The following is a 12,222-nucleotide window of genomic DNA, read 5'->3' as shown; positions in this document are numbered from 1 at the left end:
ATGTATCCGTGCGAACCCGTGGATCTGGACTTCATCTCCGAGGCACCGTTCCGTTTCGTCAGCACCGTCGACCTCGCCATCACACCGGAGCAGGTGTTCGAGGTGCTCTCCGACGCCGAATCCTGGCCGCACTGGGCCTCCGTGATCACCAAGGTGACCTGGACCAGCCCGCAGCCGTACGGCGTCGGCACCACCCGCACCGTCCACATGCGTGGCGGCATCATCGGCGATGAGGAGTTCCTGTCCTGGGAACCGCACAGCCATATGGCTTTCCGGTTCAATCAGGCCTCGACCAACAGCATCGCGGCGTTCGCCGAGGACTACTGGGTGGTGCCCACCGAAGGCGGCTGCAACCTGACCTGGGTGATGGCGATGAAGCCCAACGGCACCGCTGCCCGTCTCGGCATGACCGCGGGCCGCCCGGTGATGGGTTGGCTGTTCCAGCGATTCCTGCACAACCTGCGCCGGTACACCGACCGGCGTTACGCCTGCTAGTACACGCCGGCCCAGGCCGCACGCCGGCGTTCGTCGGGGTCCTCCACCGTCACGTCCCGTGCGCTGCCGATCAGCCGGGTGGCCCGGCGCTGCGCGTCGTAGAACGGCCACTCGTCCAGCCCGCCCCTGGCGAACTCCAGCCACGAACGCTGCATCCGCCGGCCGACCGCGGGCTGCACCCGCCGGCCCAGTGGATGCAGCTTACGGCCCAGATAAGAGCCGTAGCTGTGCTGAATGTGCACGATCTCGCTGCCGTGCGTGGCGCCCAGGCCCAGGGCACGCAACGTCCAGGTGGTGTGGTCGAACCGGTACATGTGCACCGGCGCATGGGCACTGTAGGCGTCGGCGAACGCCCAGGTCGGGGCGCCGAACATGGCATCGGACCCGAAATCCACCAGTGCCCGGCGGCGCGGATAGGCCGGGTACGCGCCGAGCACCCGATTGCGTGCCTGCGGCGCCCTGCGCGCGAAGAATCCGTCGATCGACTCCAGCGTGGTCGGCAGCATCGGGGGTTTGCCCCACGCGAACATCGACGCCTCATGACTGTTGGTACCGATGATCAGCGGGATGGCGTGCACCGCGCCGGCCCGGGCCGCCTCGATGGGATGCCGTGGCAGCAGGTCGACACCGTGGGTGAGCCCGAAGGCCAGCGTCGGCGTGTCGGCGGCGCTGGCCGCCTGCACCACACCGGCGGCGCGGCGCAACCGGCGCTGCGGCAGCTGTTTGAGATGGTCGACGTCGGCGCCGAGCTCCTCGAGAAAGGTCTGCGCCTGCCGCGCCCTGGTCTGCCGGTCGGCGATCAGCGGCAGCGCGGGACTCTGCGCGATCGCCCTGGTGAACAATCCCTCGGCGGCCGGACTGGCCAGCAGCGCCAATACCGATGTGGCACCGGCAGATTCGCCGAATACGGTGACACGCTGCGGGTCACCGCCGAACGCCGCGATATTGTCGCGCACCCACTGCAGCGCAGCGATCTGGTCACGCAGACACAGGTTGTCGTCGAAGCCGTCGCCCAGGTCGCCCAGCTCGAAGCCACCGAACACCCCGAGCCGGTAGGTGACGTTGACCACCACCACATCGCCGTTACGGGCCAGCCTGGACCCATTGTACAACTGCAGCTGCCCGGCACCGTAGACGAACGCGCCACCGGGGATCCACACCATCACCGGCAACGAGCCCGACACGTCCGGCGACCACACGGTCACCGTGAGACAGGCCTCATCCCGCATCTTGGGGTCGTCCCGGCCACCCCCCACGAAGGACCGGCCCTGCGGCGGCAGCGGACCGTGCTCGAGAGCATCGCGCACCCCCGACCACGGCTGCAGGGGCGCCGGCCCCCGGAAACGCAGCTCCCCCAACGGCTGTTCGGCGTAGCCGACACCGCGCCACACCCCGACACTGCCTTCGGTGCTGCCGCGCAGCTTGCCGTGCGAGGTCGCCACGATCGTCGGAAGTTCAGCGACGAGAGACACACCGCAATCGTAGTGTGGGAAGCTGAGCCCAGCCGGTTGCCGACGATGCAGATGGAGTTGGTGGGGGAAATGACCTTCAACGAAGGCATGCAGATCGACACGAGCACCACCTCCAGCAGCGGTGGCGGCCGCGGTCCGGGCCGCGGCATCGCGATCGGCGGCGGCCTGGGCGGTCTGCTGATCGTGGTGGTGGCGATGTTCCTGGGAGTCGACCCCAACAGTGTGCTCGGGCAGAACGAGGTCACCCAGAACCAGCAGGCGGTCACCCCGGGGTTCGACGTGTCCCAGTGCAAGACCGGCGCCGACGCGAACGACATCCTGGGCTGCCGCATCATCGCGACCGGTAACTCGGTGGACGGGGTCTGGTCACAACTGCTGAAGGGCTACACCCGGCCCCACGTCCGGTTGTTCACCGGCAATGTGGACACCGGTTGCGGGCCGGCCACCACCGATGTCGGCCCGTTCTACTGCCCGGCGGACAAGACGGCCTATTTCGACACCGACTTCTTCCAGGTGCTGGTCGACCAATTCGGCTCCAGCGGCGGCCCGCTGGCCCAGGAGTATGTGGTGGCCCACGAATTCGGCCACCACGTGCAGGATCTACTCGGCAACCTGGGCCGCGCCCAGCAGGGGCCGGGCGGCGCCGAGGGCAACGGGGTGCGTACCGAGCTGCAGGCCGACTGCTACGCCGGCATCTGGGCGCACTACGCGTCGGTCACCAAGCAGGAGAGCACCGGCGTTCCGTTCCTGGAGCCGTTGAGCGACAAGGATATTGCCGACGCATTGTCGGCGGCGTCATCCGTCGGCGACGACCGCATCCAGAAGGCGTCGACGGGCCGGATCAACCCCGAACAGTGGACGCACGGATCCTCGGCCGAACGCCAGAAGTGGTTCACCACCGGCTACCAGACCGGCGATCCGAAGAAGTGCGACACCTTCGCCGCCCGCGACCTGGGATGAGCACCGATCCGGTCACACCGGACACCAAAGACTGGACCTGGGTGCTGGACCGCCGGTGTCCGGACTGCGGATTCGACCCGGCTCGGGTGGCCCACACCGATGTCGCCGAGCGCATCGCCACCGATGCCACCCACTGGGTCGACCGGCTGACCCGCTCCGGTGTGCGGCAGCGCCCGGCGCCCGGTGTGTGGTCGATCCTGGAATACGGCTGCCACATCCGCGATGTGCACCGCATCTTCGCCCACCGGGTGCGGTTGATGCTCACCGAGGACGTACCCCGATTCCCGAACTGGGATCAGGATGCCACCGCGCTGGCCGACGACTACGGCGCCCAGGATCCCGCGGTCGTCGCGCTCGAGCTGTTCGATGCGGCCACCACGGTGTCGGACACCTATCGCTCCGTCCCCGACGACGCCTGGTCCCGGCGCGGGTTACGCAGCAACGGAAGCGAATTCACCATCGCCACCATCGCCCTCTATCACCTGCACGACATTGTGCACCACGCCTGGGACGTCACCGGCGAACTGTTCTGATCGCCGCCGGCGTCAATGGCCGCCCTCGGTGCGGCGGATCTGGTCGGAGGTGTCCGCGGCGTTGAGCGCCGCGCCGCGAAACGCCTCGGTCTGCGGCACGGACAGGTGCAGCTCGCTGAGCTGAGCGACCTCGATGGTCCCGCTGGACAGCTGGAAGTCCAGGCAATGCCCGCCCCGGCGCTGGTCGGCGGTCAGGAAATGCAGGTGGTACCCGGCCACCGAGATACCCTGCTCGAACTCGGGCATCCGGAACCCGGCCAGCGTGCCGGAGACATCGGTGAACCGCGCTTTCGCCTGGCTCGAGGTGGCCTCCACCAGCGGCGGGTAGGGGTGGTGCTGGGCGGCCACGGTGCGGGTTTGCAGTGCCGCGAAGTCGCCGCGGATCCGGACCGCGCACATCACGTTGGCGCTGCCGACCAGATCGTCGATCCGCGTGGTGACCTCGGCCCAGTTCGCTGGCTCGGTGAGCGAGACGGTGTGGCCGGGTACGAAACGGGTGACGGCGGCAAAGGGCGTGCGCTCGTCGGGCGCGGCCGACACCGCGGTGCCGTCGGCGCGCAGGTGATGGCACGTCCCGTCGAGGACGATCATCTCACCGTCGAGCCCGTTGAACGTGCCGAGGCCGAAATCGCCGTGGCTCAACAGTTCTGCGACCGTGACTTCGCCGTCGTAGACGCCCGCGAGCAGGGCGTCCATCGTCGAGGTCTGGTACAGCTGCCCGGCATGGGCCGCCGGCGAGTGGGCGCGGCGGTGCTCGACCACCGACCGGGCCCAGTCCCAGAAACCGGATCGGGCGTCGGTCATTCGAAGACGTCGTCGTGCAGGTGGGCGGCCAGTTCGATATTGCGGCTGTAGTCGACGGGCACGTCTATCAGCGTAGGTCCGTCCTGGTTCAGGGCGTCGGCGAGCACGGCGGTGAACTCCTCAAGCGTGTGCACGCGGTAACCCCGAGCTCCGAATGCCTTGGCATAGGCCACGATATCGTAATCGGCCAGCTGAACCCCCGACCTGCGCCCGTACTTCAGCACCTCCTGGAAGCCCACCATGTCGTAGGAGTTGTCGCGCATCACCACGTGGGTGAACCTCAGGTCGAGGCGCTTTGCGGTCTCCAGCTCCTGGGCCGAGAACAGGAAGCCGCCGTCCCCGGAGATCGAGACCACCTGGGTACCGGGCCGCACCAGGCTGGCGGCCATGGCCCAGGGCAGGCCGACGCCGAGAGTCTGCTGACCGTTGGAGAACAGCAGGTGCCGCGGTTGGTAGACGCGGAAGTGCCGGGCCATATGGATGTAGACCGAGCCGATATCGCATGCCACGGTGGCGTCGTCGTCCAGTCCGTCGCGCAGCGCGAGGACGAGCCTGGCGGGATCGATCCCCGCCGGGGTCGCCGGTGTCGCGCGGGCGGCCTCGTCGGCTGCCCCGAGATCGGCGCGGTGGCCGGCCAACTCGGCGGTGAACTCCTCCGACGGCGCCACCCCGGACAGCTGCGGTACCAGGCGGCCCAAGGTGGCGGCTACCGATCCGCGCAACTCGGCGACGGGTTGGTAGTGCTCGTCGATCTCGGCGCCGACCGTGTCGATGTGGATGATCGCGCGGCCGGGATCGGAGTTCCACAGTGCCGGGTCGTACTCGACGGCGTCGTAGCCGATGGCGAGGACGAGATCGGCATGCGCGAGCAGAACGTCCCCCGGCTGATTGCGGAACAGGCCGACCCGTCCGAAGTAGTGCTCCTCGAGGTCCCGCGACATCACCCCGGCCGCCTGGAAGGTCTCGACGACGGGAAGCCCGGTGGCCGAGATCAGGGCGCGCACCGCCGCACAACTGCCGGGGTCGGCCGCGCGGATACCCACCAGCACCACCGGACGCCGAGCCCTGCGAATGAGTTCGGCCGCAGCGCCCGTCGCGCCGTCGGGTGCGCTGCCCAGCTCCGGTATCGGGCGGGCTCCGGCGAGCGTGGACGCCGTCACGGCCGCGAGCACGTCCGACGGAAGTACCACCGCGGCCGCCCCGTAAGGCTCGGTCGTGGCGGCGCGGAATGCGGTGACGACCGCCTCGGCGACATCGTCGGGATCATCGACCTCGCCGGTGTACTTGGTCACGGTACGCAGCATGGCGGCGGCGTTCATCGACTGATGGGTGCGCTTGAGCCGGGCGCCGCGGCTGACGGCACCGCACAGCGCCACCACCGGATCCTGCTCGGTGTTCGCGGTCAGCAGTCCGGTCGCGAGGTTCGCGGTGCCTGGACCGGAGGTCACCAGCACCACTCCGGGGCGTCCGGTGAGCCGGCCGATCGCACCGGCCATGAAGACCGCGTTCTGCTCGTGCCGGCACACCACCACCTCGGGTCCGCCGTCCAGCAGGGCATCGAACACGGCGTCGATCTTGGCGCCCGGGACGCCGAAGACGTACTGGACACCGTGGTCGGTCAGGACGTCGACCACCCGGTCGGCGCTGCGCTTGGCAGATCGGGTCATGGTGGCAGTCTTCAAGCCGACACCGCCGTTTGCCATCAGTCGGGTGACTGATCACAGGGTCACCGCAAGATCGGAGCTACAACCGCGACTGATGCGTGATGTCGGTATCGGTGGTGCGCAGTGGGCGGATCAGCGCGTCCTGGGTGAAGGAGGCCAGCAGCTCCCCCTCCTCGGTGTGCACGGTGCCGCGCACATAGGACATCCCGGCGCCGACCTGGGTGCTCTCGTGGCCGTACAACAACCAGCCCTTCCACTCCACAGGTTCGTGGAAGCTGACCGAGACGGTCATCGGCGCGGTGGACACCGTCAGGTGCGCCTGGGCCGTGCCGATCCCCTCATGTGCTCGCATGGTCGTCGAAATCCCCAGGTGTCCGGTGAAATAGGCGATGAGTGCCTTGGCCAGGTCGGCCCGCTGCGGAACCGGATCGTAGCGCAGCCAGGCGTGCAGCTCCGGCGGTCCGACCTCGTCGGGGCTGTTGACGTCGACGATATCGACCAGCCGCAGTTCCCGGCCGGTCATCGGCATATGCCCGACGTGGGAGTCGGCCGGGGCCGCCACGTCCGGTTTGGGCAGGTGGTGCCGGATGACGTCGCCGGACGGCACGTCCAGCAGCACGGTGACGGTGATACACCGTTTTCCGTGCTGCGAGGCGGAGATCACCGCCGTCGCCGTCGAGCGCCCTTCCGCCACCACGTCGATATCGAGTTCCACCGGCGGACCGACCAGCACCACCCGGGCGAACACCGCGTGCACCGAGCGCACCGACTTGTCGGGAAAGCGTGCGGCCGCCGCGACGATCGCCTGTGCCAACACCTGGGTGCCCTCCACGACCTGGCGGTCGTCGGCGCCGACCAGACCGGTCTGGGCCAGGAAGCGGTTCGGCCCGTCGGCGGCCGGCTCGAAGAGGTCGAGCAGACCTTCCAGGGTCCACTGCACCTCTTCGGTCGCCCGCTCCGTGGTGGTGTCCGAGTTCGTCATGTGTCCTTCCCGGCAGCGGCAGGCCCGCATACTCGCTCTGCAAAAACGGTAACGTCATTCTCGCTGCTCGCACAATACGGTTCGCGAAGTCGATGCTGGCCATCCTCGGCACCGTCGCGCACACGGTTCGGCAAAGGTGCCCACGCTGGTGTCTCCCACCACATTGAAGTGGTAACTTCATTACCACTATAGGATAACTAGACTTCCAGGAGCGGACGTGCCCTCACGCATCCTCGACCCGGTGTTCCACGCCGGCTGATGACGAACCCCGAACAGCTGCTGTTCGCCTCGACGGCGCGGGCATTCCTGGACAAAGAGGCGTCCCTCGGCACGGTCCGCGATCTGCATGCGCGAGCCGTCTCCTTCGAACCCGGCTGGTGGCGGCGAGCCGCGGAGCTCGGCTGGACCAGCCTGCTGGTACCCGAAGAGCTCGGTGGCGGAAGTGTGTCCGGCGCCGGGGTGGCCGACCTCGCCCTGGTCGCCGAACAAGCCGGACACACCGTCGCACCCGGGCCGCTGCACCCGGTCAGCGTGGTGCTCAGCGGTCTGGTCGAGGCGCCGGACGGTCATACCGACCTCATCGAGGCGCTGGTGTCCGGGGAGACGGTCGCCTCCTGGGCCGTCTATGAGCCGGGCCGCCCGTTCGAACCGGCATCCGCGCGCACCACGGCGAGCCGCACCGGGAGCGGGTACCGCATCGACGGCGTCAAGGATCGCGTCGAGGCCGGGACGCAGGCCGACGCGTTCCTGGTCGTCGCCGAATCCGACGGTGCGCCGCGCCAATTCCTGGTTCCCGCCGACGCACCCGGGGTGAGCGTCACGGCGCAGAAATCCGTCGACCTGGTGAAGACTTATGCCAGAGTGCAATTCGACGGCGTCGACATCGAGGCATCCGCGGCGCTCGGCAGCGCCGAGCAGACCGGCGCGGTGATCGAACGGCAGCGCCAGGTGGCCCTGATACTGCAGTGCGCCGAGATCGTCGGCATCCTGGATGCCGTTCTGGCGATGACCCATCAGTGGTTGTTGGACCGGCACAGTTTCGGTCGGCCGCTGGCGTCCTACCAGGCGCTCAAACACCGCTTCGCCGATATGAAGCTGTGGTTCGAAGCGTGCCGGGCCACCACCGCGGGCGCGGTGGAAGCCGTCGGCACGCGCTCACCGGAGGCACCGATGTTGGTGAGTGTCGCGAAAGCCTATGTCGCCGAACGCGCGCCGATGATGCTGCAGGACTGCGTGCAACTGCACGGCGGCATCGGGGTGACCTGGGAACACGACCTGCATCTGTATCTGCGGCGCGCGGCGCTGAACCGGGCCATGTACGGCTCCCCCGAAGACCATCACCGCGCCGTGTTCGAACTCAGCCGCACACAGCCCGAGGAGGCGTTCGCATGACCGACACGGCGATCTCGACGGGCACCGACGAGTCGGTGGCGGACTTCACCATGCGCGCCAGGGCATGGCTGGCCGAGAACATGCCGCGTATCGATCCCGACAACCCGCCGTTCTCCGTACGCGCCGAGGAGAAATCCTGGGAACGCGCCCGGCACCTGCAGAAGCGGCTCTATCAGGGCGGTTTCGCCGGCATCTGCTTCCCGCGCGCGTACGGCGGCCTCGGCCTGGACCAGGCCTATCAGAAGGCGTTCAACGCCGAGTGCCGCTGCTACGAGATGCCGCTGATCCTGAACACCCCCTCGTTCACCATCTGCGGCGCCACCATTCTCGACATGGGCAGCGAGGAGCAGAAGCGCGCGCGCATCTCGGCCGCCATCCGCGGTGACGAGGTGCTGTGCCAGCTGCTCTCCGAGCCCAGCGGCGGATCCGATCTGGCCGGGGTCCTCACCCGGGCCGACCGTGTCGGCGACAAGTGGATCATCAACGGCGCCAAGACCTGGAGCACCAGCGCCTTCGCCGCCGACTACGGCCTGATGCTGGCCCGCACCGACTGGACGGTACCCAAGCACGAGGGCCTCACCATGTTCCTGGTCCCACTGAATGCAGCGGGTATCACGATGCGCCGGATCACCGAGGTCAACGGCAACGAGGAGTTCTGCGAGGAGTTCTTCGACGGTCTGGAGCTCGGCGACGACGCCGTGGTGGGTGCGGTCAACGACGGCTGGACCGTGGCCACGCGCCAGCTGCATCACGAGCGCCGGGCGGTCGGCGGCGGATCCGAGTTCGCCAGTGGCACCGGCGCCGAGAACGCCAACGAGATGCCGCCCGACCATGTGGGCCTGGCGGCGGCCACCGGACAGCTCGACGACCCGTTGGTGCAGAACCTCGCGGGCCGGGCACTGGTCCGACGCACCGTGAAAAGCCAACTGATCGATCATGTTTCGGCGTCCATCGCCAACGGCTCGCTACCCCCGAACGCGGGCACGCTGATCCGGTTGTTCCACGCGGAGACCACCGAACTCGAGATCGACACCGCGCTGGCGATCTCCGGGACGGCCGGTGTCGTGGATGAGGGATCGGGCCTGCTCGATATCGGGGTGCGCTACTTGTCCCGGCAGACCGGCTCACTGGGCGGGGGCAGTTCGGAGATGGCGCGCAACGTCATCGGTGAACGGGTGCTCGGCTTCCCGCGCGAGGCCGCCGCCGACCGCGGGATGCCGTTCAATCAGGTCAAACGCGGGCGCACCTAGAACAGGGTGGGGTGCGCCGGTGCCGCGACTTCGGAGGAAACGGCACCGGCGCTCGCCATGGGCGCTCGCCCAGTCAACCCGTACCGGGCCACCAACGGTGCAACCCGGGTACGAAGCATGTCGCGATAGTCCTGCGGAAGGTACGCGCCGCGACGGTAGAGCTGGCGGTAATCGGACACCAGCTCCGGGTGGCTGCGTTGCAGCCATTGCATGAACCAGCCTCGTGTCGAGCCGCGCAGATGCAGGCCGAAGACCGTCACCCCGGTGGCGCCGGCTTCGGCGATCCGGCGCAGCAGATCGTCGAGTTGCTCGGGTGAATCGGTCAGCCGCGGCAACACCGGTGCCACCATCACATGACAGTCCAGCCCGGCCTCGCGCACCGCGGAGATCAAGCCCAGGCGCGCCTGCGGCGACGGGGTGCCCGGCTCGACTGCCCGGTGCAACTCGGGATCCCCGATGGCCAGCGAGAGGGACACGTTGACCGAAACCAGTTGGGCGGCTTCGGCGATCAACGGCAGATCACGGCGCAGCAGGGTGCCTTTGGTCAGGATCGAGAACGGGGCGCCGGAGGCGGCGAGCGCTCGCAGGATGCCCGGCATCAGGGCGTACCGGCCCTCGGCCCGTTGATACGGATCGGTGTTGGTGCCCAGTGCCACCGTCTCCCGGGTCCAGGACGGCCGGGCCAGCTCACGTTGCAGCACGGCGACCACATTGGTCTTGACGACGACCTGGGTGTCGAAGTCGGTTCCGGAGTCGAACTCCAGGTATTCGTGGGTGGGCCGGGCGAAGCAGTACCGGCAGGCGTGCGAGCAACCCCGGTAGCCGTTGACGGTGTACCGGAAGGGAAGCATGGAGGCACCGGGCACCTTGTTCAGCGCCGACTTGCACAACACCTCGTGGAAGGTGATGCCGTCGAACTGCGGCGTGCACACGCTGCGAACCAGACCCATCCGCTGCAGCCCGGGCAGGGCGCCGTCATCGACGCGTACGCTCTGCCCGTCCCACCGCATGCGGTACATCGAACAATTGTTCGATGGCGATTGTCAAGGGCGCGCCTCGAACACCAGGTTGAACGGTGTCTCGGCGGCGCGACGGAACCGGGTGAATCCGCCGTCGCGGACCATCACCTCGGCCAGCCGGCGCTCCCCCGCCTGGGCGCCCAGCGCCGGGCCCCGCTGCGCCAGCGAGACGGGCACACAGATCAGCGTGGACGCGCCGTAGAACACCCGGCCGACGGGATTCAGGTTGTCCGACAAGACATCCCCCGCGAACGGTTCGACCAGCAGACAGTGGCCGTCGGGCTTGAGCGACCGCCGTGCGTGACGGGCAACGCCGGACGGGTCGGCCATATCGTGCAGGCAGTCGAAGAACGCGATCAGGTCGAACTCCCCGCCGCCGTAGGCGGTCGCATCGGCCACCTCGAAGGTCGCGTTGGGGACGCCCGCCCGCGCCGCGTGCTCGCGCGCCGTCGCGATCGACGCCTCGTGGTAGTCGACACCGACGAACCGGGAGTCCGGAAACGCCTGCGCCATGAGGATCGTCGTCACGCCGTGCCCGCAGCCGATATCGGCCACCCGGGCGCCGGCCCTGAGCTTGTCCACGACACCGTCGAGCGCGGGCAGCCAGGAGGACAGCAGGTGGGCGTGGTAGCCCGCCCGGAAGAACCGCTCAGTCCCGCGGAACAGACACGGATGGTGTTCGCCCCACTCCATGCCCGCACCGGTGCGGAAGTTCTCGACGGCGCGCGCCTTGACGTGAAACAGGTCCTCCACCACCGCATAACCACCCGGCAGATCCACCGGTCCGTCCGGATTCGCCAGGCACAGCGCCTGTTCCTCGCTGAGGTGGTAGGTGTCCGCCGCCTTGTCGTACTCGACATACCCGCCCGCGGCCTGATTGGCCAGCCACTCGCGTACATAGCGTTCGTCGGTGCCGGTCCGTTCGGCCAGTCCGGCGGAGGACCAGGCCCCCTCGGCAAGAGCCGAGTACAGCCCGAGCTCATCGCCGATCAGCACCAGCATGGCGCTCATCGCCGCGCCGAGATCGCCTATCGCGCGACCCAGAAACGCCTGGAGCTTGTCTTCGTCGATGGCCATCGCCGGCTCCTTCGCCCATAGGTATGGACGACTTCGAAGCTACTCGCGTCCGTGCGCCGACGGAACCGTTCGAGCAAAGATCCGATCAGTGCGCGGTCACCACTGCGAGCCCTGGCACACCACGCTGTACGGCGCGTCCTGGGCCACGAGGACCTGGCCGTCGACGGCGACATCGCAATGCGGGTTCGGCGCACCGACCCCACCCTTGGTGGTGCTGCTCACCTGCAGGATCGCCCACTGCGGATCGGCCAGCGTGGTCTCGAAGACGAACGGCCGGTCCGGCGCGACGTTGATGGTCTCGCGCTTCACATAGGAGTAGGCATCGGCGTTGTAGGCGGCCTTGTCGGCCGGCTGGGCCGTCAGATACAGCACCTGGAAGTCATACGGGGCAGTTGAGGTGAGGGTGTAGCGCACTTGGTGCCCCGCCGCCGGCTCGGCGTGTGCCACGCCGGTGGTCGCCACGAGGGCCGCGCCCGAGATCAACACCGCTCCGACCTTGCTCATACCTTTTCGCATGTCCGTCACATCGCCGGACGCTACCCGATCGTTACAACTGCCACATCAGCACCTCGGC

12 protein-coding genes are annotated in these 12,222 nt (G+C 68.3%); 5 read left to right on the top strand and 7 right to left on the bottom strand.

The window, feature by feature from the left end:
- A complete protein-coding gene (locus tag FHU31_RS13960; protein WP_167161030.1) occupies positions 1 to 495 on the top strand; it encodes an SRPBCC family protein in 495 nt (164 codons plus the stop codon).
- Here FHU31_RS13960 and FHU31_RS13955 read toward each other — a convergent pair.
- Entirely contained in the window at positions 492 to 1,967 is a 1,476-nt protein-coding gene (locus FHU31_RS13955; RefSeq protein WP_167159135.1) for a carboxylesterase/lipase family protein, read from the bottom strand. The two genes, FHU31_RS13960 and FHU31_RS13955, sit on opposite strands and share 4 nt — an antisense overlap.
- Before the next feature lie 69 nt (positions 1,968 to 2,036).
- Between FHU31_RS13955 and ypfJ the strand changes: the two genes are divergently transcribed.
- Together ypfJ and FHU31_RS13945 are read left to right on the top strand one after the other, a co-directional pair.
- A complete protein-coding gene (gene ypfJ, locus FHU31_RS13950) occupies positions 2,037 to 2,927 on the top strand; it encodes a KPN_02809 family neutral zinc metallopeptidase (RefSeq protein ID WP_167159133.1) in 891 nt (296 codons plus the stop codon).
- Positions 2,924 to 3,460, top strand: coding sequence for a DinB family protein (locus tag FHU31_RS13945; protein ID WP_167159131.1), 537 nt, complete (start codon positions 2,924 to 2,926; stop codon positions 3,458 to 3,460). Before ypfJ ends, FHU31_RS13945 begins: the two co-directional genes overlap by 4 nt.
- 12 nt (positions 3,461 to 3,472) lie before the next feature.
- On the opposite strand, the gene budA is transcribed toward FHU31_RS13945, so the two are convergent.
- The 3 genes from budA to FHU31_RS13930 form a co-directional block, all read right to left on the bottom strand.
- Positions 3,473 to 4,264 (bottom strand): acetolactate decarboxylase, encoded by a 792-nt coding sequence (gene budA, locus FHU31_RS13940; RefSeq protein WP_167159129.1) that lies wholly within the window; start codon positions 4,262 to 4,264, stop codon positions 3,473 to 3,475.
- Positions 4,261 to 5,931 carry an acetolactate synthase AlsS gene (alsS, locus tag FHU31_RS13935; protein WP_167159127.1) on the bottom strand — a complete coding sequence of 557 codons (1,671 nt, stop codon included), beginning with the start codon at positions 5,929 to 5,931 and terminating at the stop codon, positions 4,261 to 4,263. Before alsS ends, budA begins: the two co-directional genes overlap by 4 nt.
- A 76-nt stretch (positions 5,932 to 6,007) precedes the next feature.
- The gene (locus FHU31_RS13930; protein ID WP_167159125.1) at positions 6,008 to 6,910 is read right to left on the bottom strand and encodes an acyl-CoA thioesterase; all 903 of its coding nucleotides are present in this window, start codon (positions 6,908 to 6,910) and stop codon (positions 6,008 to 6,010) included.
- Between the two features lie 258 nt (positions 6,911 to 7,168).
- Here FHU31_RS13930 and FHU31_RS13925 point away from each other — a divergent pair, with 258 nt between their 5' ends.
- Together FHU31_RS13925 and FHU31_RS13920 are read left to right on the top strand one after the other, a co-directional pair.
- On the top strand, positions 7,169 to 8,302 hold the full coding sequence (locus FHU31_RS13925) for an acyl-CoA dehydrogenase family protein (protein ID WP_167159124.1): 1,134 nt from the start codon (positions 7,169 to 7,171) through the stop codon (positions 8,300 to 8,302).
- Positions 8,299 to 9,552, top strand: coding sequence for an acyl-CoA dehydrogenase family protein (locus FHU31_RS13920; RefSeq protein WP_167159122.1), 1,254 nt, complete (start codon positions 8,299 to 8,301; stop codon positions 9,550 to 9,552). Before FHU31_RS13925 ends, FHU31_RS13920 begins: the two co-directional genes overlap by 4 nt.
- On the opposite strand, the gene FHU31_RS13915 is transcribed toward FHU31_RS13920, so the two are convergent.
- The 3 genes from FHU31_RS13915 to FHU31_RS13905 form a co-directional block, all read right to left on the bottom strand.
- Positions 9,549 to 10,562 (bottom strand): Rv2578c family radical SAM protein, encoded by a 1,014-nt coding sequence (locus tag FHU31_RS13915; RefSeq protein WP_167161028.1) that lies wholly within the window; start codon positions 10,560 to 10,562, stop codon positions 9,549 to 9,551. The genes FHU31_RS13920 and FHU31_RS13915 overlap by 4 nt on opposite strands.
- 33 nt (positions 10,563 to 10,595) lie before the next feature.
- Positions 10,596 to 11,648 (bottom strand): class I SAM-dependent methyltransferase, encoded by a 1,053-nt coding sequence (locus tag FHU31_RS13910; protein ID WP_167159120.1) that lies wholly within the window; start codon positions 11,646 to 11,648, stop codon positions 10,596 to 10,598.
- 96 nt (positions 11,649 to 11,744) lie between these two features.
- Positions 11,745 to 12,164 (bottom strand): Rv2576c family protein, encoded by a 420-nt coding sequence (locus FHU31_RS13905; RefSeq protein WP_208410963.1) that lies wholly within the window; start codon positions 12,162 to 12,164, stop codon positions 11,745 to 11,747.
- Positions 12,165 to 12,222 lie beyond the last annotated feature (58 nt).

The sequence above is a fragment of the Mycolicibacterium fluoranthenivorans genome (genome assembly GCF_011758805.1).
Classification (GTDB): Bacteria; Actinomycetota; Actinomycetes; order Mycobacteriales; family Mycobacteriaceae; genus Mycobacterium; species Mycobacterium fluoranthenivorans.
The sequence above is the reverse complement of the archived record's forward strand: the minus strand, read 5'-3'. Positions and strand labels throughout refer to the sequence as shown.

Coding starts and splice junctions, on each gene's coding strand:
- FHU31_RS13960 (WP_167161030.1), top strand. CDS start 1: ATGTATCCGTGCGAACCCGTGGATCTGGACTTCATCTCCGAGGCACCG.
- ypfJ (WP_167159133.1), top strand. CDS start 2,037: ATGACCTTCAACGAAGGCATGCAGATCGACACGAGCACCACCTCCAGC.
- FHU31_RS13945 (WP_167159131.1), top strand. CDS start 2,924: ATGAGCACCGATCCGGTCACACCGGACACCAAAGACTGGACCTGGGTG.
- budA (WP_167159129.1), bottom strand. CDS start 4,264: ATGACCGACGCCCGATCCGGTTTCTGGGACTGGGCCCGGTCGGTGGTC.
- alsS (WP_167159127.1), bottom strand. CDS start 5,931: ATGACCCGATCTGCCAAGCGCAGCGCCGACCGGGTGGTCGACGTCCTG.
- FHU31_RS13930 (WP_167159125.1), bottom strand. CDS start 6,910: ATGACGAACTCGGACACCACCACGGAGCGGGCGACCGAAGAGGTGCAG.
- FHU31_RS13925 (WP_167159124.1), top strand. CDS start 7,169: ATGACGAACCCCGAACAGCTGCTGTTCGCCTCGACGGCGCGGGCATTC.
- FHU31_RS13920 (WP_167159122.1), top strand. CDS start 8,299: ATGACCGACACGGCGATCTCGACGGGCACCGACGAGTCGGTGGCGGAC.
- FHU31_RS13915 (WP_167161028.1), bottom strand. CDS start 10,562: ATGCGGTGGGACGGGCAGAGCGTACGCGTCGATGACGGCGCCCTGCCC.
- FHU31_RS13910 (WP_167159120.1), bottom strand. CDS start 11,648: ATGGCCATCGACGAAGACAAGCTCCAGGCGTTTCTGGGTCGCGCGATA.
- FHU31_RS13905 (WP_208410963.1), bottom strand. CDS start 12,164: ATGCGAAAAGGTATGAGCAAGGTCGGAGCGGTGTTGATCTCGGGCGCG.